The organism is Mesorhizobium sp. M0923 (assembly GCF_040319365.1).
In the GTDB taxonomy this organism is placed as follows: Bacteria; Pseudomonadota; Alphaproteobacteria; order Rhizobiales; family Rhizobiaceae; genus Mesorhizobium.
This window is the reverse complement of record NZ_JAMYNW010000015.1, coordinates 91671-111618: the sequence shown is the minus strand read 5'-3', so window position 1 is coordinate 111618 and position 19948 is coordinate 91671. Positions and strand designations below refer to the sequence as shown.

Below are 19948 nucleotides of genomic sequence, written 5' to 3'. Positions count from 1 at the left end.
CTCAGTCCCCGAGTGCCCACGCGAGCGGCAGCGTTACGTCAGGGTCCTCCACCACGACACCATCACGCCTGACCGCCGTGTAGCCGACCTCCGAAAGATCACGCTTCTTCAGCGAATCGCGGAACTGCTTGTTGGCAGTGCCCCGCAGGTTGCCGCCCACGATGGACATTCCGAAAATCTCGACGTCGAGACGACCTGGAGTCTTCAGCCTACCAGCGAACATCGGGAATTGTTCCTCGAGATAGCGCATAGGGCCGGCCGCTTTAGCCTCGGCGTCGAGCATGTCCCACGCCGTCACCACGATTGCTAAGCGCGGCTTCGCGCCGCCCGGCCGGTCTGCCAACGTGAGCGTGAGATAGCGGACAAGTTCGCAGAATCCCACCTGCGCGGGGAGGCCGTCCTTCTTGATGACCACCTCCTCGGATTCCTGCTCTTCCGCATCAGTCTCAACATTGCCGGCGTCGCCACCGCCACCATGCAGATGCTCGACCTGGCCCTCGGCAGGCTGCCCTTCAGGCGGTTCGACGGCAACATCCGCGTCGGCCGCCGCCGCGGCGGGAGTCGGAATCGGATTGCCGTCCTCGTCCTCGTTGTCTCCGTAGCCCTCATCTTCCTCATCGTCGTCGTCCTCGTCGCTGTGCCCCATGAGGAGGTCACGCGCGGTCACCCAATCCATCGGCTGGAGGTTCAGCTTCGAGTGCGCGCGCACGAAGAGGATCGCGGACGACGAGGCCGCGAGCGCATCCAGCCATTCCTGCGGTAGCTCGTAGGACTTGATCGCGCGCCTCCAGAGCTCGCCGGTGATGTCGGGGACCGTGATGTCCCGCTCCGGACCCGCGCCGTCATTCCCACGCGCCTTCACGACGAAGTCGCGGCGCCCATTTTCCTCCATGTTGCGCTCGGACCTCGGCGCGAACTTGCGCGCGAGCAGGTGCTGGACCGCGTCGTTCACGTACTCGATGTTCTCGGGGAGCTTCTGCGCACGCAGCCGGCCTTTCCTTGCCATGAAGGCGAGCCAAAGCCGGGCGATATAGTTCGTCTTGCCGGACGCTGGACCACCGACGAGCATGATCGAGCCCTTGTTCATGGCTTCCTCCGAAACGCCGCCAACTGCCTACCACCGTGATCGCGATCGGTCTCCGGCCAGAACTCTGGCGGGCTGGGCCGCGCCGCCAGGGAATGCGCAAATAGCTTCGGAATGCCGTGGCCAGGGTCCATCTCCTCATTCCAGGAGAAGGACGCGATGGGCACTGTGTCCACATCGAAGCCGAACCCAGCCCCGCAAGCGGCCAGACGATCGGCCTCCTCCTGCGGAAACGGCTGCTTGTCCTGCCAGGTCGGGACGACGATGATCCGCGGACGACGGTTACCAAGCAGATCCGCCAGACGCTCTATCAAGAGGGTCGCACGGTAGCGCGCGTTGGCGACCCGCCCATCCTCCGCGAACTGCCGGCCATCGACCATCAGCCAGATCACGCTGGCCGCGCCGAGGAAGTTTAGGCGGCCCTCGTCCGTGCGGTCGATCAACGCACGGGACCACTCGCCCGGAAGGTCAGGGAGCAGGATGTCGAAGAGGCGATCGTCAGCGCTCCGACGTAGCCGGAGATGGAGGAAGCCTGCCTCACGGTCATTCGATAGGGTCGTGTGGCTTGTGATCTGCTCGGGGGGATTGCCCCTGTCCCACGTCCTGCTCGCCCTCGCTATCTCCTCGAATGCGCGAAGCGTATCGCTGTCCGCATAGGAGAATCCTTCGAGCTGCCCTTGGGCGAGCATCAGGTAGGCACTGACCAGCGCCGCCGTCTTGCCCGCGCCCGCAAGGCCGACAATGCCGACGAGGCAGGTTGGCCGGTCCTCCATCATCGCATTGGCCTGCGGAATCCCGAGCGTGCGGCTTGCCGGAAAAGTGGGCAGGTCGTCATCGGGCGCTGACAGGACGGCGCCGCCCAGGCCGGTCGCGATGCTACCGTCCGCCTCGTCATCGGCCTCTTCAACCTTGGCCTCGTCCAGCGTCTCGTCCTTCGGATCATCGTCCTCGCCGTTCCGGATGACAGGACGATGAGAGCAATCCTCCGGCGGGTTGCCAACGACGCACGATCCGGTCGCGTTGAACGTGCAGTTCGAGTTCTCACAAGGCCCGCGCATCAAGCGGCTCCAGCAAAGCGGTCTTCCATCGCCACGATTGAAGCCTCGAACAATGCACGCGCGCCCCAGCCGCGAGCGTCGAGCTCGACGGCTGTGGCAGGTTGGTGCTCGTCAGCGATGAGCGAGGAGATGAGGGGAAACACTAGCGGGAAGTCGGTTGCCCAGCCATTGACATGCGGTTCGCGCAGCTTCGTCCGCCATTCGGCCAGCGACACGATCAGGGCGGCGAGCGACATACTCTCGGAAGCGCCCACCTGACGGAGGACGGCGTGACGGAGGCCATCGCCAGGCAGGCGGCACAACATGGTCGCGCCTTCGAGGCCGCTAGCGATCGCCCGTGTGAAAGGCTCCCGATCGCCAAGCGCACAATCGAGAATCTCGCTGTAATCCGCGGTGGCCCACCATAGGAAGTCGATCTCCTCGTGATCAAGCTCCTGGTTGGTCTTCAACGCTGCGATCACGGGCGCGGTCGCCTTCCTGTAGGCAGTGTTCGCGCGGCTGCCCGCCGGATCGCTGTCGGGAATCGTGAGCGTGCCGACATCGGGCACGTCCACGCGCTTACGAGCGGCCTTGGCGACTCGCCCGACCCGTGTGCGACACGCCTCGATCAGGTCCTTCCTCAGATCCTCGAGCTTGGCATGCTCGGACTGGTCCTGCAGCGTCAGCGCCGACCAGAGCGATGCTGCTAAGGCATCCGCTGTCGTCCATCCAGAGCTTTCGGCGACCGGACCCTGCACGGTAGCGAACGCCGCGACCGCTAGGCAAACTTGCGCCTGCAGTTCCTTACCCTTGAGAACGAAGGCCGCGCTTTCGTCGCTGATGGCCGTCTCGATCTGCTGGGCAAGGCCCTTGGGAAGTTCCGCGCCACCAAATCCGCCGGCAATCGCCGCGGCGAGCTCGATCGCCTTGTGCGTCGCCATGCTCGAAATCTGCGCGCGGAGCGTCTCCACCGCCTTGTTCCGGTCTTGGACATCCTCGTTGGTCGGGTCCGCCCAGATTATCTGGGCATACTTGGCCATACTGCTCATGCTTCAGAGCCCCCCTTTCCTGACTTGGCCTGGTCGAACAGCTGCTCGATCTCCTTGGCCATTCCCTGACGGACAGCGCGCCGGAACAAGCGCCTCTCCATCGCATGATCGATCCTGCCCTTGATCTGGGCGACGACGCCGAAGTCGACGAACGCTGTCAGCCGGGCGCCTTGCGAAAGCTCCTGGAAGAAGCGGAGTTGCAGATCTCGGACGTCCTGCGAAGGCTCAGCCTCAACCACCTCGATGCCTGCCTCGCCTGCTTCTCCGGTCTGAGCCGGTGCGGCTGCAGGATGCTCGTCTCCCGGCGCCTCGCTCTCGGTTGCAGCCAACGGCTCCTCGACGAGCTCCCCAACGGCCGCGGCCAGTTCCTCGTGGTCTGATGGCTTCGGCGCCCTTCGGAAGTTGGGCGATCCGAGGACCTGGCGTTCGTCCTTGCGATCCATGAACTCGTCGTCCCGCCGGAACCGAGCGACGCTTCCATCCCAGGTCCGAGGGTTGAGGGAGACCGCGAGGGCGTCGTTCTCTTCGTCCCACTCGAATGCAAGAATGTTGTATTTGTACGTGTACCTGTCGTCGACCTGGTCGGGCGCGGTGGCACCGGCAGCGAGCATCATCAGCTGACAGCCGTTCTCGACATCCACGATCTCGAGCTTTGGGAAGTGCTCGTGTCCAGAGATGAAAACGCGGGCGCGTCCCTGCAGGAATCCGCGCGCTTTTTCGGAATCTTGGAACCAATGGAGCGGATGGTGGGATAGCACAACGATCTCCTCTCCTTCTTCCATGGGTAGCGTGCGTTGCCGCGCGCCGAGGATCAGCTTGCCCTCCTCCTTCTTGCTGGAACAGATAAGGGCAGAGTTCAGCCGTACGAACCGGACGGCGCGTCCCGGGGCGAACTCGAGCCTTGCGCTGGTGGAGATTCCGCCATTGAGATCAAGCTCGCAGCGATAATCAAGGGCAAAGCCCTTGTACGCGTCGAACCGCTCATAGAGGACCTTGCAGCTGTCCTGGTTGTCGAGGTTGCGGTCGAGCCATTCGTCTCCACCTTCGCGGATCGCGAAGAGGATTGTCTCGATCATGTCCGTGATTTTGCCCCGATCAATGTCGTGGTTTCCCGGGATCATCTGAACGTCGGACCGCTCGCAACCGATCGCATCGGTGAGGTTGGCGAGCCACTGCCCCGCAAGAGCGTATTCGTCTTCATTACCGGAGTAGGCGATGTCGCCGGTCACGATCACACCATGAACCTTGCCGCCGAGCTTGCCGACCTCAGCACGCGCGTCCTCAATTAGGCGTTTCTTCGCGTCCGCGTTCTCAGCGTTGGTGCCGCCGTCCCTTTCCTGGCCGAAATGGATATCGGACAGGTGAACGAATACTGCCTTCAAGTTGTCTTTCCCCCTGGCAGAGCCGATCTAGCTCTATTTTCCCCTACAAGCCGGAACATAGTGGGTCCAAGCGGCCGATGCCAGCGGGTATGACTAAATGAATGCCTCCTCTTTCGGCGAATCTGCAGAATTGCAAGCCTGACTCTACGGCAGCTTATGGGAAGCTATAGAAACGCCTAGGAAGGCGACAGAGAAGGCGCGTTGCTGACTGGCAGTTCTGGGGCCGTGAACGGACTGGCCGCTTCTCGAGAGCAAAGCCAAGAAAGCAGACATTCGTTAGCGTTGGAAACAGACGGTAGGTTCGAATCTCGTCCGGCGCGCCAAATTGGAATGTACATCACAATCGCTGCCGCTCAGTACGCGAGCTGCTGCCCAACTGAGCGCCCTCGTCAGAGGTGCGCGGTTGTACACCCTTATCACTAACGGTAGCGTAGAGCGTCGACCAGCAGTGCAAACGCCGGGGTCGGCTGCCGACGGCTCGGATAGTAAAGGTGGTAGCCTGAAGAAGGAGGAGACCAGTCGGCGAGCACCTGCACGAGGCGGCCCTTCTTCAGATAGTCGCTCACCTGATCCTCCGGCACGTAGGCCAGCCCCAGACCTGCCAGAGCCATGTCGATCATGAGGGTGATGGTGTGAAAACCAGAGGCCCTTCAACCCGCACCTTGAGCTCTCGACCATCCTTCGCAAACGGCCATGACCACAGACCGCCCGAAGTCGGCAGCCTGAGCGCAATGCAGGCGTGACCGGCCAGATCATGTGGCAAGAGCGGCTTGGGCCGCTGCTTGAAGTATGACGGCGCGCCGACGACGACCATTCCGAAGTCGGGTCCCACGCGGACGGCGATCATGTCCTGGGCAACCTGTTCGCCCAATCTCACCCCGGCGTCGTACCGCTCCGCGACAATATCGACCAGGTTATAGTCATTGTTGATCTCAACCTGAATGTCGGGGTAGCGGGGCAATAACTTGGCCAGCGCCGGAGCCAGGATCGTAGCCGATGCGTGCTCCACTGACGTGAGGCGAATGCGACCTGCAGGCTTGTCCCGCAGAGCGGTCAGAGCGGCAAGCCCGGCCTCGATCCCGTCGAAGTGAGGTCCCAGGGTTTCGAGCAGACGCTCGCCGGCCTCGGTGGGAGCGACGCTGCGTGTCGTCCGGGTGAGCAGCCGCAGCCCAAGCCGCGCTTCAAGAGTCGTGATGGTGTGGCTCAGGGCGGGCTGCGAAATGCCCAGCTTCGCGGCGGCGCGCGTAAAGCTGCCCTCGCGGGCAACCGCCAGAAAAGCCATGAGATCGTCCACGCTTTGCCGTGCCATTTATAGACCCAGTTTATAAGACCAATACCTTTATACCACCTTATCATATGAGTTCATATGCACTAGATTGGATAGGGAAATCGGCGGCAAAAGAACCGGTTTAACTGGCAAATCGAAGTGTTTGTCAGAATATCTGGAAATATATCTCGCCACTTATTGCTGCCGCGCGTTCGCTTCTACAACAACTTCAAAAGGATAGAGCTATGGAAAGCAATAGACACGGACCGCGAGCCCTGAGCCGCCGGGACTTTCTGACGACTTCGACCCTGATCGGAGCCGCTGTGACGGTAGGGGCGACGTCGTGGCTGCTTTCGCCCCGCTCAGGCTCAGGAAGCAAACCAAGGGAGCGCGACGTCCAAGGGGACAAAGATGAAAACACGGAAACTAGGGACCCTTGAGGTCTCGGAAATCGGCGCCGGTGCGATGAGCATCAGCGCCAACTACGGTCCGCCGGCTGACATTCAGCAGGGTATCGCGGTGCTTCGTGCAGCCCACGACCGCGGCGTCACATTTTTCGATACCGCTGAGGTTTACGGCCCCTATACCAGCGAAGAGCTGGTCGGTCAGGCGCTTGCGCCCATCCGTGACCAGGTGAAGATTGCCAGCAAGTTCGGTTTTGCTATCGACGGCACCATCGGTCTGGACAGCCGCCCCGAACGCATCAAGCGCGTTGCGGAGGCGTCCCTCAAGCGTCTTAAGACCGATCGCCTTGACCTCTTCTACCAGCACCGTGTCGACCCGAACGTGCCGATCGAGGATGTAGCCGGCGCGGTCCAGGATTTGATCAAGGAAGGCAAAGTTCTTCATTTCGGTCTCTCTGAGCCGAGCGCTCGCACGATCCGCCGGGCTCATGCCGTTCAGCCGGTTTCGGCCGTGCAGACAGAATATTCGCTGATGGAGCGCAGCCCCGAGCACAATGGTGTGCTCGCCGTCTGCGAAGAGCTGGGGATCGGCTTTGTCCCATGGGGGCCGGTAGGCATGGGTTACCTGACCGGAAAGATGGACGGGAACACGAAGCTGGACCCGAAGACCGATATCCGCACCACCTTTGAGCGTTTCAGTCCCGAGAATCTTGCCGCCAATATGCCGATCGTCGAGTTCCTGCGGCAGTTCTCGGCAAAGAAGGGGGCGGCGCCGTCCCAGGTCTCCCTCGCATGGCTGCTTGCGCAAAAGCCCTTCATCGTGCCGATCCCCGGCACCCGCAACCAAGACCACCTCAACGAGAATCTGGGCGCGCTTAACGTCCAGCTGACGCCTGCCGATCTGCAGGAAATCAATACGGCACTTTCCAGGATCACCATCCATGGCGGGCGCATGAACCCGTCACAGATGGAGCTGGTGGACACATCAGTCTGAGGCTGGCGCTGACCGTGTGGTTGGCAGGGTGGCAGCCACTCGGCTTTCAAAAAACCGGTCGCCAAGGGAAGCGAAGCAAATGAGTAAAGTCTGGTTCATAACGGGCGCCGGAAGCGGCATCGGCAGAGCTACCGCCAAGGCGGCCCTGAAGGCGGGTGATCGGGTGGTGGCTTCCGGTCGCGATCTTCAAAAGCTGTAGCGCACTTTTGAGGATGTCGTCGACGACAATCTCGCCTTCGTCCAGCTCGACGTTACGAGCGAGGAACAGGCCAAAAGCGCAGTCGATGAAGCCGTTCGGAAATTTGGCCGCATCGATATTCTCGTCAACAACGCTGGGTACAGCCTCCTTGGGAATTTCGAGGAGCTGACGACCCCGGAGTTCGAGCAGCAATTCGCCACCAATTTCTGGGGCGTTGCCTATGTCATGCGCGCCGTGCTCCCCGTAATGCGCCAGCAGCGATCAGGCCACATTATCAACATCAGCTCTGTCGCCGGTGTGGTGGGCCTGAAGCACTGCAGTGCCTATGGCGCGGCCAAGTTTGCTGTTGAAGGCCTTTCGCTTTCTGTGGCGCAGGAAGTCGGCCAGTTCGGCATCAAGATAACGGTCGTCGAACCGGGCTTCTTCGCCACGGACCTGCTGAACACGCGCAATGTGAAATACGCACAGAGCACCGTTGCCGACTACGCACCGGAAGGCACGGCGGAAGCGATGTGGTCGCCTTACGATGGGAAGCAGACCGGAGACCCTGCCAAGCTCGGGGCCGCGCTCGTGGCGGTGAGCCAGATGGATAACCCGCCGCAGGTCTTCGCTGGCGGCGGCGACGCGCTCGCTTCGATCAACGCTGCGGTCGAAGCCCGTCTGAACGACATGCGCTCTCATGACGGCCTGTCTCGCTCAACTGACTTGTCCTGAAACATCAATCCGAACGGACGGACGCCTCCATGATTGCCAGACCACGCATTTCGCTAACGGCCTTAGCCGTCTCTCTCCTTGGCGCCGTGTTCGCATTCACCGCCAGCGCCCAGACCAATCGCGCGACCTTCCCAGCGGACTTTGACAAGTATGCACGCCAGAAGGCCACGGCTGATAAACGGAGACGATCACGACAATGGTTGAAACCCGGCAAATCATAACCAGCCTCGTCATCACCAATGCCGGGACGAACGTCACCGAAATTGACGCTTTCGGTCGGCACATGACGAAGGCCGCCAAAAGCGCCAGCGACGGCTTCAAGGTCATCGACACGGCGTCCAGCCAGTCCGCCGCCAAAGTCAAAGCCAACTTCGACCGCATCGTCGTCGCGCTGCCGGGCCGCTGCAATTGACGAGAAAGCCCCGCGCGGCAAGGTCGTCGAAATCTTGGCGCTCGCGTCGCCCGGAAGGCGTGTCGCCCGCCGAGCTGAACGAGCTGACCCAGTGGAAGGGTGCCCCTTGGAAATGGTTGTTCTCCAACCCGAAGGGCAACGGCTATTGCGAGAAATATTTACGCCGCAGCCTCTATAGCTTATAGTGCGACTGCAAGCACTTACAAGAGGAGGAGATTATGACACTACACGCTCTCGGCTTTGGTCTGGTTGCCCTTGCTTTTGTCGCAGGCTCTAGCGCGGTCGCTTCAGAGCGAGGAACGTCGCATTTGGTCGGCATCAGCCTGTCCTCCAGCGACTCAACTATGAAGATGTCATCACCTGTTTTGGGCACTAAACTGGCGGCCGACTTACCACACGTTCTGACTTGCAATGGCCCGGGGGATGCGGGGAGTGTTTGCACCACGGGCGGTTGCTGCAAACCGGGGGCCACTGGGGGACAGATCATCCATCGCTGCAACGCAGCGGGCACCGCGTGCGGGGCCGCTACTTGCGAGGCCACTTCCACTTGCGGCGCGCCTTGAAGTTTCCGTCACGGGGGTCGCTGGGGCTACTCGTTCGAGGTCCTGCCCGGCGAGGGCCCGCGCGGGGTCCGCTACCCGTACCTATAGCAGCGAACATGGGACCCATTTTAGGGGGGTGCTGGGGTTCCGGGGCGCGCTGGCTCAAGTATACTGATGGACTGTAGTCGCGGAGGACGCGGTTCGAGTGATTTGATCTGTAGCCGGTACGACAACCCGCCTAATCACCATGTCTTCGCCATCAGGATTGGTACCATCGGCTTCCAGTAAGCGGTGAGCTTCCTTTTCGTCTCCCTTGGTTTGCAGTTATCTGAACGGCTTATTCGGCGCCGGCAGCTTCGTCTCCAGATTGTCCAACTGCGCCAGAACACGATTAGCCATCGGTCGCCACCATCTTCTTAGGGTAGACCCCACCAGGCGGATCAGGAAGAGATGTTGCGGCCCGTGAGGTTTCTCAAGTGCGACCATACTCGCAAAGACTTGGATATCTGCCACGATTTGGGCCTTGGGGTGCTGTGCATGAATCCCGCCCCCTCGCGGTAAGCAAGCGGCGCCGGTGATGTCATTTCCGCTTTTTCTCTGTGGACTTCTCGTCACACTCCTGGTGGTTGCGACTTCCTTTTACATTATCTCTGGCTCGATCTGGACTACATTAGTCAAACAGTGGTTTGCTTGGTTCTGGCGCAGGTTGGCTACTTCGCGTCAGTGCTGTTTCTAATCTGGCGGTTAGGCCGCACCCAGCGGAGAAGCGCCACCTCCAAGGCAAAGTCTCGCTAAACCTGTAGCGGGGACGCGCCATCCGTAGTCAGAGCGTGGAGCTTGTCGCCGCGAACTGGTTGGGTAGTCGACAATGATCGCGCTCCTTTGGACGCGGTCAACCTGCACCACAACGACGCAGACATGCCAGGTTCCGCAAAATTCCATGAGGCCGGCAGCTTAGGTCTAGCCTGCGAACTGACCGATGCCATATGCGGTGATGTCCATCTGCTCCCCTTCATGCGAGTAAGCCAATCGCATGCCCGCAAATATTATGTTGCCAAGCTAATCAATCGCAACGCCCTGACGAGCACTCGCCAGGAGGGATGAAGCGGGCATATCAGTAGTAGCCTTCGTCATATTCGAGATCGGTGGGTTGCGCCGGCCAGATCGCAGTCACGCTCATCCCCGTTCGGCTCGGTGTCGCCACCGTGCTAGTCATCGCAGTCGCCAAGCTCGCGGTCGCAACAAGGCTTATCGCCATTCGAAGGACGAAACGCGGCGTGAGTTTAAACTAATTGCCCGACTGGGTTCGGTGCGCATGCGGCTTCCAAAGGCTGGCCGTATACCCGCCGCGCCCGATCTCCAAAAGGCCCCAATACGCTTCGGATGGGACCCAAAAAAGGGGGGCTCCCCTCCCCAACCCATACGTCCGGCCCACGTGGCACGACGGGACTATTGGCAGCGAACACGGGACCCATTTTAGGGGGTGCCGGGGTATCTTGTCCGGAAGACCCAAAGAGCCGTTGGGCGCATAGTCCTTAGTTAGGGACAATGTATGGGGCAATCTCCCTATAAACGGCGAATATGAAATGATTACAAAGCCTTAGAACGGAACAATGGCGGAGTGACGATCCACAATTACTCGACCGCTGAAGTCAGGCCGCGTGAGAGCCCTGACGGCAGGGGCTGGGAGTTCGTCATCGAGGACAGAACGGCAGATAGAATTAATACCTTTGGAACGCCTTTGAACCGCTCGGTTCGCGCCGCCACGGCAAACAAGCTCAAGCGGCGCTAACCGATCAAAAGCACCAATGGCGCACATGAAGGAGATGACCCCTGCATCGTTCTTTGCGGCGACAGTCGGCTCGCCAATAACGGAAAATGCCCTCTGGGATGCAAGGGGTCTACGCAGCGGCCAGTCAAGGGCATGCGCCGACAACCTCTCATCGCCACGCGATGTTGACACTACAAGCGTAGTGGCATACTTGTGCAGGGTCATCTTTCGGCACGGAGACCCGATCCCATGTTCGTTCGCACGCGTGGCTACAGCCACCAACTGATCGAGACCTATCGCCAAGGCGACAAGGTGCGGCAGCGCATCATCGCAAACCTTGGCCCCTACCGCTCCGTGGAGAAGGCGCTGCGCGCCGATCCGGTCCGCTTCGCCCATCTGCGCGACATCGGCAAGCCTGCGTCTGTTGACACTACAGGCGTAGTGGCACCCGACGTCGAGACGCTGAAGGCCGAGGTGAAGGCGCTGAAGGCCGAACTCAAAGAGCAGCAGATCAAGACACGGTCGGCGGCAAGCACACGCGATGCCTTCCTCATCCAGATCAAAAACCTTGAGGCCGCGCTAAACACGGAGCGCGATAAAACCCTCGCTCTGGGAAGCGCGCTAGCGAACGCCGCAAAAAGAACGCGTCTGTTGACACTACCAGTGTAGTGGCACCGCAGCATTGACGAACTACTGGCGCGAAAGACGCGGATGGACGCGGAGTAACGGTAACATTGGCTTGCACGCGCCCAGCGTTTGTCTGCTGGATGCGCACATCTGGCATGATCCAGTAGAGGCCAAAATCGGAGCGCTGGCTAGCGCCCTTTGGGGAAATGGAGTCGGTCGGGCCACCTTCGCAGCGGAATGAACGGAAAGCCAATCCAAGCTGAGGGCATGAACGTCTGCTTTCCCCGATGACACGCCATCCTAGTGGATAGACGGGATGACCGCATCGGGTCAAACGCGGACATCATGCCGCTTGAAGCCGAATGCCTGCTTTCGGGAAACAACGAAGGGGACCTTAACGGCGGACATGCTGAAGGGTTTCGGGTGCCGTCAGGCGTACGAAAGTCTCTCATGCAGGAACCCGCGTGCCGCACGCGGTGAGCTATGGGGATTTGTGTTTCGGGGTGTGCCAGCGCCTGGGGCGAACTTCCGCATAGGATGCGGTGGGCATGTCGTGGAAGCGGCTTCTGGGCCAGGTCGCAGAGCGTGTATTGTTGATTCCGACGGGATTGGTGTGCGTGACGACCGGCGCCACGGCAACGTGCACATAACATCCCGTTGACCGGCGTCGGCGTGGCGCGGTCGTACGAGCAACTTGGCCATGCCGGGTCATGGGGCGTTCTCCCGGTTCGGCGCTCTTGAGGCAGGCGGTGCACGAGGCTGGCACCACCGTTCGAACCTCTCGATGACGACCATGCGTCCGCCGCAGCAGGGGCAAGGCGGGCGGACGTCAGCCGGTTCTTCCGGAGTGTCGTCTTGGGGCGGCGGAGCGACGTTCAGCAGTTCGCGCGCGAGTGCGAGGCTGGCTTTGCGGGCGGAGCTGGCGAGCAGCCCATAGTGACGGATGCGGTGGAACCCACACGGCAGGACATGGAGCAGGACGCGGCGGATGAACTCGTCGGCGGCAAGCGTCATGGCGCGCTGGCGCTCGGCACCGTCGCGGCGATAGTCCTTGTAGCGGAAGGTGACTCCAGCCTCGTCGAAGGCGATCAGGCGGCGGTTCGAGATGGCGACCCGGTGAGTGTAGCGCGACAGGTAGGCGAGCACCGCTTGGGGGCCGGCGAAGGGCGGCTTGGCATAGACCACCCAGCGCTTGCTGCGAACAGGCTTCAGATGACGCAGGAAGGCCCGACGGTCGGCCAGGTGCGCCGCCGATCCGAGGAAGGCGAGCCGACCGGCGTCGTGCAGCGCGACCAGCCGGGTCAGGAACAGACGGCGGAACAGCTTGCCCAGTACTTTGACTGGGAGAAGGAAGGCCGGCCGCGACGATATCCAGCGTGACCCGTCCGGCGCGATGCCGCCGCCCGGCACGATCATGTGGACATGGGGATGGTGGGTCATTGCCGAGCCCCATGTGTGGAGCACGGCGGTGATGCCGATGCGCGCGCCGAGGTGCCTGCGATCGGCCGCGATCGTCAGCATCGTCTCCGATGCCGCCTTGAACAGCAGATCATAGACCAGCGCCTTGTTGTGGAACGCGATGACGGCGACCTCGGCGGGCAGCGTGAACACGACGTGGAAGTAGCCGACTGGCAGCAGGTCGGCTTCGCGCTCGGCGAGCCATGTACGGGCGGCCGCGCCCTGGCACCTGGGACAGTGCCGGTTGCGGCAGCTGTTGTAGGCGATCCGCCATTGGCCGCAGTCCGCGCAGGCTTCGACATGACCACCCAAAGCAGCGGTGCGGCAGTGCTCGATCGCCGACATGACCTTGAGCTGCTGCAGGCTCAGATGCCCTGCGTGGGCGACCCGGTATCCGGGGCCGGCGGCACGGAAGATATCGGCGACCTCCAGGTCCGCGCGCACCGGTTCAGCCGGGCGGCGTCTTGCTTTCCATCAGCGCCATCAGCCGGTCGAGCGGCCCTGCGACCGCGTGGATCGTCCGGGTCGAGACCTTGGTGTAGAGCGCGGTGGTATCGAGCTTGCTGTGCCCGAGCAGCACCTGGATGACGCGGATGTCGACATCCTGCTCAAGCAGGTGAGTGGCGAAGCTGTGACGCAGCGTGTGCGGGCTGACGCGCTTGCGGATGCCGGCGACTTCGGCTGCTTCCTGGACCGCGCGATGAAGTTGACGCGACGAGATCGGCGCGATGCAACTGCGCCCCGGGAACAGCCAGCCATGCGGGAGCATCACCCCGCGCCGCTTGCCTTCGCGCCACCATAGCCGCAGCAACTCCAGCAGTTGCGGCGACAGCATGGCGTTGCGGTCCCTGCGTCCCTTGCCCTGCTCGACGCGGATCAGCATGCGTGTCGAGTCGATGTCGTCGACCTTCAGATGCGCGACCTCGGACACGCGCAGACCCGCGCCATAGGCGACACCGAGCGCGGCCTTGTACTTGATGCCTGGCGCCGCCTCGAGCAGTCGCGCCGCTTCCTCGACGCTCAGTACATCGGGCAGCTTGCGTGGATATCGCGTGACCACCAGCGCGCGCGCCAGATCGCGTCGCTTCAGAGTCACCGTGAACAGGAAGCGCAGCGCCGAAACCGCACCGTTGATCGTCGCAGGGCCCACGCCGTTCTCGTGCTGATACAGCTGGAAGCGCCGGATGTCCTCGGGCGCTGCGGTGTCGGGCGCGCGGCCAAGGAAAGCGGCAAAGCGCCGGAAATGACGGACGTAATCCTGCTGTGTATGCTGTCCCAGGCCCCGCATCAGCATGTCTTGCTGCATGCGCTGGCGAAGTGGCGTGATCGGAGCGTCGGTCGACAAGGTAGCCATGGCAAGTTCCTCTCGTTGAAGGGAACTCCATGGTCGGATCGCGGCCTCTACCAGCTCAAGGCCTATGAATACCGCGCCATCTCAGAACCAGGCGACTCTCCCGCGCAGCGGGTTCGTGCATGCGGCGCATAGCTGCCAATAAGACACGTAGAGTTAAACGCCTTCGTGCTGACGTGAATGACCTGCGAGGTCGCGAGCGTTAGAAATTCGAAGCCTCCTGAATCTATCTTAAATCCGAATCTAGTGACCTAATTTGTCCAACAAGCACACGCAATTCGGGTTGAGGCGTGATCCAGAAAGTTCGAAAAGCTTCCAGGAACCCCAGCGCGCGCCCTGCCGGAACCTGGCCGAGAATGATGGCGGAGCCGGCAGCAACGAAATTGATGGCCACGCCGGAGACAATCTGGCCGCCCCAATGGTGAGCGAGGCGAAACTGTGCACCAGCGCGAACAATGACGGCGGTGAACCGCGGCCGCCCAGGCGCCGCAACCGCCAGGCAGGCGAGCAGCAACGGCCCGGAGAACACCAGTTGCTCGGCGGCGATGGTGCGGGTCGCATCCTGCACCGCCATCATGACGGCGCCCGCCGAAGCGAGTATGGCGAGTAATCGGACAGCAGGCACAGCATTCAATCCCCGAAGGGGTCAGTCGACATTCGACAAGAGACATATGGCGCGGCGCGAGCGCTGCGGCTGTACGACAGACGAAAGCGGTTCTCAATCCGAGGCGATGCCGTTCTTAATCCGTGTGAGGCGGCTTTCGCCTTCCTCCGGGCCGAAGCAGCTTTCGACATCATTGCATTCCCGGCAACTGGGCGCGCTGCACAGCGAAAAACCTTCGGCCTCGCAGAGCTTGCGGTGAAAGTATTTCTTCCACTTCATCTTTTGGGTGTTGCCGGCCGCCAGCGTCGGAAAATGCGAGGCGAGCAGGCAGCCGAGGTCGCTTCGATTAAAAAGGCCAAGGTCCTGCCAGAGGTGGTCATTTCGCATGGCACGCCGGGCGATGATCCTGGCGAAGCGGGCGCTCGTCGGGTCGCCAGGTCGGGCATGCGCCAGCAGCAGTCCATGCAGAAGTTCTTCCTCCAGATCCGGCTCGGGCTCGCTCACCTCTTCCAAGGCAAACGCGTTGATAGGAATAGCAGGGAAACAGCGGGCCAGGACATCGCGCAGCTCGGCGCGCGAAAGTCCGGTTGCCTCCGTCGCCGTCGCCTCGCCGGCCTCGATCTCCTCGAGCGCACGTGAAAGCACACAGGCAAGCACATGCTGGTCGAACCTCCTCTCCAGCTCGATCTGCGGCCATTGGCCGGTGCTGAGCCGGGCATAATGTTGGGCAAATATGGTGCGTTCTCCCGGTTTGTCATATCAACTCATGCAGAGACCCGGCCTGCCGCAACATGGGTCGGGCAGTTCTTCGGGTATACGCAGTCGCGGATCGCCTCGCGGTCGAGTAGTTCGGCAATTTTCGTCTGGTCCATCGGCTCTGTCGCAAATTCTGTGATTGGAAGAGGTGTTTCGCGAACCCCCGCCCTGCCGTTTGCGCCTCAGGGGAACACTGGCGCTGGAAATGCCCCCGCGGAGTTGGACGTGGACCGTGCTGGGACAGAGGTCGCGTGCTGTTCTTTCCAGTGCGGCCACGTGGTCGACCCCATTCAAGCCCGCCTGACTCCCGACTTGAATGACGTCCTATTCAACCCGCGCAGCCGGTGTACGGTCGAGTTCCAGCGCACGTTCAGGACAGGATCGCGCGCCTCGCGATGCAGGCAGCTCCTCCCCTTCCGCAACTTCAATGTCACCAGGCAGGATGTAACCCTCCTCATCAAGCTTGAAGATGTCCGGCGCTTGCGCCGCGCATCGCGCGTGACCCTGGCATTTGGCATTTTGGACGATGATGCGCATGGAGCTGCCTCCATTGTCTGTGCCCCGGCTCGGGGCGGACCTAGGACCAGTCCAGGATCAAATTTTCGATCCCGAACACATGGCCACCAGAGGTGATGGGTGCCGTACCCTCCTTGATCCGGAAGGCCGGGATGCGCGCCAGCCACTCCTCCAGGGCAATGACAATCTCCCGCCGGGCAAGGTGTGAGCCAAGGCAACGGTGGGGACCATAGCCAAAGGCGGCGTGGCGGTTGTCCTCGCGCTCCAAATCGATCGTGTTAGGGCATTCGAATTCCGCCGGGTCACGATTGGCAATCATCGTGGCGCAGGAAACATAGTCCCCCTTCCGGATCGGCGCGCCTTCGAAGTCGATATCTTTCCTTGCCACGCGGATCAACTGAACGGTCGGATAGACGCGCAGCAATTCTTCGGCCGCGAGCACGATCCGGTCCGGTTCGCTCCGCAGCAATTGCTGATCTTTGAGGTTGCGCGCGAGATAGGCCAAGTCAAAGCCTATAGCTGCTGCGACTGTGTCGAGCCCAGCGACGAAGACAAGCACGCCGATGCCGCGGACTTGAGTGTCGGTCAGCCGGCGGCCCTCGACCTGTGCCTGCACGATAAAGGTCATGAAATCGTCAACCGCCTCCTCGCGGCGCACGGCTGCAAGTTCGTCGATGAATGCCACGATCGTCCGGGCCGCCGCCGGGCGTTTCACATCGTTACCGTGAAGCAGATCCTTCCCCCAGCCGACAAATGTGTCGAGTCGGTCATCCGGCAGCCCCAGAAAGCGAAGGAAGATGCTCACCGCGAAAGGAAATGCAAAATCCTGCATGACGTCGCAGCTTGTGCCCGACGCGGCGATCCTTTCGATCAGCTCGACCGCCCGTTCGCGGACAGCCGGATCCAAAGCCATCACCCGCTTTGGCGAAAGCAGCGGATTGAGTAGTGAGCGAAAAACGCCATGGGCAGGCGGATCCAGCTCAAGCGGGATCATCGGCCAGTTTTCGCCAAGCGCGGACGCGAAGATGCTGCGATGGCTCGAAAACGTTTCGGCGTCCTGCAGCACCCGGCGCTGGTCACTGGCGCGAGTGATGACCCAGGTACCCCGCCCATCGCGCGTGTTGCAGGGCGAATAGAAGATCGGCGGCCCGGCATGTACGCAAGCGGCGGCTGCTTGCGGATCCCCGTTGGGCGTCGGTGACATCCCTGGTGACGTAAACAGGCTGAAGTCCCTCACCATTTCGGGCGGGACATGATCTGGAACGGGGTTGGTCGCCATTTTGCTTTCTCTACATTGGCGTTCATGGCTCGATTGAGATTGCACCGCTGTTCATAAAGTCGATTTCCAGCATGGGTACGTCTCTTGTCGGGCGCCTTCTAGATTCTGTCGCCCGATACAGCCCACCTGCACCAGCGCGGATGAGATCGGTTGCGAAGTCAATCAGAAGGAGCATCTCCGCCGCGCTGCGGTCATGAAGCAAAGCCGCCGCTTATCCCCGTTAGGGTTGAGAGGCTGGTCAATCACCGCTGAGCTCGTGACGCACTGCCGACGCCCTGCTGATCAAATTGTCAAAGCAAGTCGCGTGCCGGATAGGCGTTACCCATGGCGCTGCACCAAGCGATGCGAGCCTGCACTGGGCCCACCGCCGCTAGGTTGATGATCACCTGTCCATCATTCTTAGGACAACGTCCGACAACCGGCATCCACGTCGGTTTTGTCGAGTCCGCGACATCGGGCTGTTCGGCCTGGCTGCTGCTGCATTGCCTTCCGGTCGACGAGCGAGGAGATCGCTCGCACGGCCCGGATTGAGCAACGACGCGATCCAGCGCAAGGATCGGGTGCGGTCCGACAAGACCCGGCGGCGCTTGCGCGCGATGATCGAGATTATCAACAAGGTCGAGCCGCGCTTCGGTTCGGCGCTGATGGCGTATGCGTTGTATCGCTCGCAGCCGCTGCAAGGATTTCCGGTTAGACGGCGATGCACTCGTGCGCAGCGGTCCGGCCGACGACGAGCTTGACTGTATCGATGCGGTCAATTCCGGCGTGCACACCTGACCGTCCGTATGCGCTACGACGGCAAGCTCTATCGCACATGGACCTATATTTCCTCGCGAGCCGCTGTCGAACGTGGAGCCGAGTCCTATGGCGGCCGGTTCAATCCGAGGGCCTGTCGGCTCTACACATCCCTGTCGGTCGGACCGGGAACGCGTGGCAGACTCTCGGCCAGAAACCGCCAGTCGCTGCGCTCGCGTTCGCCTTCCTTGCGCGTGCCGAAGAACTGGATGATCATCTTGCCGTCTGCGCCAAAGGCTTCAATGGACGTGACGTGACCGTCCCTCATCGGCTTGCGCACGGCCCAGACCTCGCGGATGTGATGGGTCCTAAGATGCAGATGGAAGGTCTCGTCGAGCACATTGATCCGCGGCCCGATCTGCTTGACCGACTTGATCGGGCCGGAATGGATCTGGATGCAACCACGATTGCCGACAAAGCACATGATCGGCATCTCGTCTTCGGCCGCCTGTTGGAACAGGGCGCCAACGGCATCATTGTCGAGCAGCCAGGCGTAATCCTCGTCGGCCATACGCATCGCCTGGCAGCGGCTGAGCTTCAGTGTCTTCAACATATGGTAGAACTGATGCACGTCGCTCAGCCGGCTCCAGTGCTCGCGTAGGTCGTCGACCGTGGCGGCTTGGTCTGGACTCACTGCGTTATCGCGCGCCCCGCTCGCCTCGACCGATATGATCGGCTCCTGGTCGGAGGATACGAGCTCTGCCGCCAGATTCTGATAGGCGTGCAGGTTCGAGGCGGGCCTGAGATGTATTTTGTGCATCGCCTCGCCGGTGGCATCAAAGAATTGCAGGCTGCGGCGGATCTCGGCTCCCTCGCGCTTCTCGACGGCGAAGCCATACGCCCACGCTTTCGGGAAGATGCGCAGGTCGATCTCGTCGCCGAGCACCATGGCATGCTGGTTGCCCGTGACCACATTGTCGTAGACGCCGATCTTTTGGTGCACGGCACTTTCGTTGCGGGTGACCGCCATCACCTCGCCGACCGCTTCGAGGCCGGTCAGCAGATCATCGACGCGCGGCTCGATGCGCACCGCGCCGTGACCACAATGCGCCGCCACCAATTCGGCTTCCGAAATGCCCAATCGAGCGGCGAGATCATGCTCCCGGATTTTCGGATTGTCTTCGCACGCCCGCCGGATTTCGTCCGGCGACGGTTTCTCGCGCTGGTCCATGTCTTACCCCTGCTTCCACTTACGTGTGAGGATCAGCTGCCCTGCCGGGGAATCTCCAGCCGATAGGGCGTGCCGTAATGCTCGACCCTGATCTGCTGCTGCCCCGTGAACAAAGTGTCGCTGGACAGCGTGCGCACGTCGTCGCACCCGCGCGAAAACCGGGGGTGCGGTCGGAGCGGCGAGACCCGAGTGACACCAGCAGGCACATGCCGATGGAATCCCATCGAGCCGGTCGGCGGCCACTGGGCGGTGGTGAGCGATTGTGGGTGTTGTCGCAATCGGCCAATCGGGCATTCGGATGCCACGGGCGGCGCTGCTTTGCCAAACAAAGCGTATCTGACCCAGTCCTGACATGCATGTTGCTCCCTTGCTTCGCCCCATCGATCGCGAGGGCACCCACGACATGATTGTGGATCGGCAGTCGCTTGCCGCCTCGCCAAATGGAGCTTCAAAAACCGTGCCAATTGCGCCGAAGCAAGCTCAGAAGAAGTCTTCTGTAATGGTCATTGGTTTAATGTGAGTTCAGCCAACAACTC

Annotated in this window: 16 protein-coding genes and 4 pseudogenes; 7 read left to right on the top strand and 13 right to left on the bottom strand. The window is 61.6% G+C overall.

Annotation, left to right across the window (positions count from 1 at the left end; translation table 11 throughout):
• Position 1 precedes the first annotated feature (1 nt).
• The 5 genes and pseudogenes from NKH89_RS23825 to NKH89_RS23805 all read right to left on the bottom strand — a co-directional run bounded on the left by NKH89_RS23825 (position 2) and on the right by NKH89_RS23805 (position 5861).
• On the bottom strand, positions 2 to 1087 hold the full coding sequence (locus tag NKH89_RS23825) for a TRAFAC clade GTPase domain-containing protein (protein ID WP_352910190.1): 1086 nt from the start codon (positions 1085 to 1087) through the stop codon (positions 2 to 4).
• Complete coding sequence (locus NKH89_RS23820) at positions 1084 to 2142, bottom strand: TRAFAC clade GTPase domain-containing protein (protein WP_352910187.1); 1059 nt, start codon at positions 2140 to 2142, stop codon at positions 1084 to 1086. Before NKH89_RS23820 ends, NKH89_RS23825 begins: the two co-directional genes overlap by 4 nt.
• Entirely contained in the window at positions 2142 to 3170 is a 1029-nt protein-coding gene (locus tag NKH89_RS23815; RefSeq protein ID WP_352910185.1) for a GTPase-associated system all-helical protein GASH, read from the bottom strand. Before NKH89_RS23815 ends, NKH89_RS23820 begins: the two co-directional genes overlap by 1 nt.
• On the bottom strand, positions 3167 to 4552 hold the full coding sequence (locus NKH89_RS23810; RefSeq protein ID WP_352910182.1) for a metallophosphoesterase: 1386 nt from the start codon (positions 4550 to 4552) through the stop codon (positions 3167 to 3169). Before NKH89_RS23810 ends, NKH89_RS23815 begins: the two co-directional genes overlap by 4 nt.
• 419 nt (positions 4553 to 4971) lie before the next feature.
• A pseudogene (locus tag NKH89_RS23805) lies at positions 4972 to 5861 on the bottom strand (LysR family transcriptional regulator).
• A gap of 203 nt (positions 5862 to 6064) precedes the next feature.
• On the opposite strand from NKH89_RS23805, the gene NKH89_RS23800 reads away from it, so the two are divergent.
• The 6 genes and pseudogenes from NKH89_RS23800 to NKH89_RS23775 all read left to right on the top strand — a co-directional run bounded on the left by NKH89_RS23800 (position 6065) and on the right by NKH89_RS23775 (position 11524).
• Positions 6065 to 6259, top strand: a complete 195-nt coding sequence (locus tag NKH89_RS23800) for a twin-arginine translocation signal domain-containing protein (protein WP_352910179.1) — start codon at positions 6065 to 6067, stop codon at positions 6257 to 6259.
• Entirely contained in the window at positions 6231 to 7217 is a 987-nt protein-coding gene (locus tag NKH89_RS23795) for an aldo/keto reductase (protein WP_352910176.1), read from the top strand. The genes NKH89_RS23800 and NKH89_RS23795 overlap by 29 nt, the downstream gene beginning before the upstream one ends.
• Positions 7218 to 7296: 79 nt before the next feature.
• Positions 7297 to 8130: pseudogene (locus tag NKH89_RS23790) on the top strand (SDR family oxidoreductase).
• Between the two features lie 196 nt (positions 8131 to 8326).
• Positions 8327 to 8542, top strand: coding sequence for a hypothetical protein (locus NKH89_RS23785; RefSeq protein ID WP_352910173.1), 216 nt, complete (start codon positions 8327 to 8329; stop codon positions 8540 to 8542).
• Positions 8543 to 9765: 1223 nt separating this feature from the next.
• On the top strand, positions 9766 to 9879 hold the full coding sequence (locus NKH89_RS23780) for an exopolysaccharide production repressor protein (RefSeq protein ID WP_352910170.1): 114 nt from the start codon (positions 9766 to 9768) through the stop codon (positions 9877 to 9879).
• Positions 9880 to 11104: 1225 nt separating this feature from the next.
• Positions 11105 to 11524, top strand: coding sequence for an IS1634 family transposase N-terminal domain-related protein (locus tag NKH89_RS23775; protein WP_352910168.1), 420 nt, complete (start codon positions 11105 to 11107; stop codon positions 11522 to 11524).
• Between the two features lie 666 nt (positions 11525 to 12190).
• On the opposite strand, the gene NKH89_RS23770 is transcribed toward NKH89_RS23775, so the two are convergent.
• From NKH89_RS23770 to NKH89_RS23745, 6 genes and pseudogenes are all read right to left on the bottom strand, one after another.
• Positions 12191 to 13384 (bottom strand): IS91 family transposase, encoded by a 1194-nt coding sequence (locus NKH89_RS23770; protein ID WP_502896930.1) that lies wholly within the window; start codon positions 13382 to 13384, stop codon positions 12191 to 12193.
• 4 nt (positions 13385 to 13388) lie between these two features.
• Entirely contained in the window at positions 13389 to 14234 is an 846-nt protein-coding gene (locus NKH89_RS23765; protein WP_352910165.1) for a tyrosine-type recombinase/integrase, read from the bottom strand.
• A gap of 403 nt (positions 14235 to 14637) precedes the next feature.
• Positions 14638 to 14744: pseudogene (locus NKH89_RS35855) on the bottom strand (ABC transporter permease); the annotation flags it as partial.
• A gap of 265 nt (positions 14745 to 15009) precedes the next feature.
• On the bottom strand, positions 15010 to 15630 hold the full coding sequence (locus NKH89_RS23755; RefSeq protein WP_502896934.1) for a nitrogen fixation protein NifQ: 621 nt from the start codon (positions 15628 to 15630) through the stop codon (positions 15010 to 15012).
• Positions 15631 to 15975: 345 nt separating this feature from the next.
• Positions 15976 to 16188 carry a ferredoxin gene (locus tag NKH89_RS23750; RefSeq protein ID WP_352910162.1) on the bottom strand — a complete coding sequence of 71 codons (213 nt, stop codon included), beginning with the start codon at positions 16186 to 16188 and terminating at the stop codon, positions 15976 to 15978.
• Between the two features lie 40 nt (positions 16189 to 16228).
• Positions 16229 to 17446, bottom strand: coding sequence for a cytochrome P450 (locus tag NKH89_RS23745; protein WP_352910159.1), 1218 nt, complete (start codon positions 17444 to 17446; stop codon positions 16229 to 16231).
• Between the two features lie 436 nt (positions 17447 to 17882).
• On the opposite strand from NKH89_RS23745, the pseudogene NKH89_RS23740 reads away from it, so the two are divergent.
• A pseudogene (locus tag NKH89_RS23740) lies at positions 17883 to 18223 on the top strand (hypothetical protein).
• Positions 18224 to 18344: 121 nt separating this feature from the next.
• Here NKH89_RS23740 and NKH89_RS23735 read toward each other — a convergent pair.
• A complete protein-coding gene (locus NKH89_RS23735) occupies positions 18345 to 19412 on the bottom strand; it encodes a hemin-degrading factor (RefSeq protein ID WP_352910157.1) in 1068 nt (355 codons plus the stop codon).
• A gap of 32 nt (positions 19413 to 19444) precedes the next feature.
• Positions 19445 to 19549: a hemin uptake protein HemP gene (gene hemP / locus NKH89_RS23730; protein WP_352494969.1), complete on the bottom strand. Its 105-nt coding sequence runs from the start codon at positions 19547 to 19549 to the stop codon at positions 19445 to 19447.
• Positions 19550 to 19948 lie beyond the last annotated feature (399 nt).

Bases quoted from the DNA above. Each gene is read 5' to 3' on its own strand.
- NKH89_RS23825 (WP_352910190.1), bottom strand. From the start codon at position 1,087: ATGAACAAGGGCTCGATCATGCTCGTCGGTGGTCCAGCGTCCGGCAAG.
- NKH89_RS23820 (WP_352910187.1), bottom strand. From the start codon at position 2,142: ATGCGCGGGCCTTGTGAGAACTCGAACTGCACGTTCAACGCGACCGGA.
- NKH89_RS23815 (WP_352910185.1), bottom strand. From the start codon at position 3,170: ATGAGCAGTATGGCCAAGTATGCCCAGATAATCTGGGCGGACCCGACC.
- NKH89_RS23800 (WP_352910179.1), top strand. From the start codon at position 6,065: ATGGAAAGCAATAGACACGGACCGCGAGCCCTGAGCCGCCGGGACTTT.
- NKH89_RS23795 (WP_352910176.1), top strand. From the start codon at position 6,231: ATGAAAACACGGAAACTAGGGACCCTTGAGGTCTCGGAAATCGGCGCC.
- NKH89_RS23785 (WP_352910173.1), top strand. From the start codon at position 8,327: ATGGTTGAAACCCGGCAAATCATAACCAGCCTCGTCATCACCAATGCC.
- NKH89_RS23775 (WP_352910168.1), top strand. From the start codon at position 11,105: ATGTTCGTTCGCACGCGTGGCTACAGCCACCAACTGATCGAGACCTAT.
- NKH89_RS23765 (WP_352910165.1), bottom strand. From the start codon at position 14,234: ATGCTGATGCGGGGCCTGGGACAGCATACACAGCAGGATTACGTCCGT.
- NKH89_RS23750 (WP_352910162.1), bottom strand. From the start codon at position 16,188: ATGCGCATCATCGTCCAAAATGCCAAATGCCAGGGTCACGCGCGATGC.
- NKH89_RS23745 (WP_352910159.1), bottom strand. From the start codon at position 17,446: ATGGCGACCAACCCCGTTCCAGATCATGTCCCGCCCGAAATGGTGAGG.
- NKH89_RS23735 (WP_352910157.1), bottom strand. From the start codon at position 19,412: ATGGACCAGCGCGAGAAACCGTCGCCGGACGAAATCCGGCGGGCGTGC.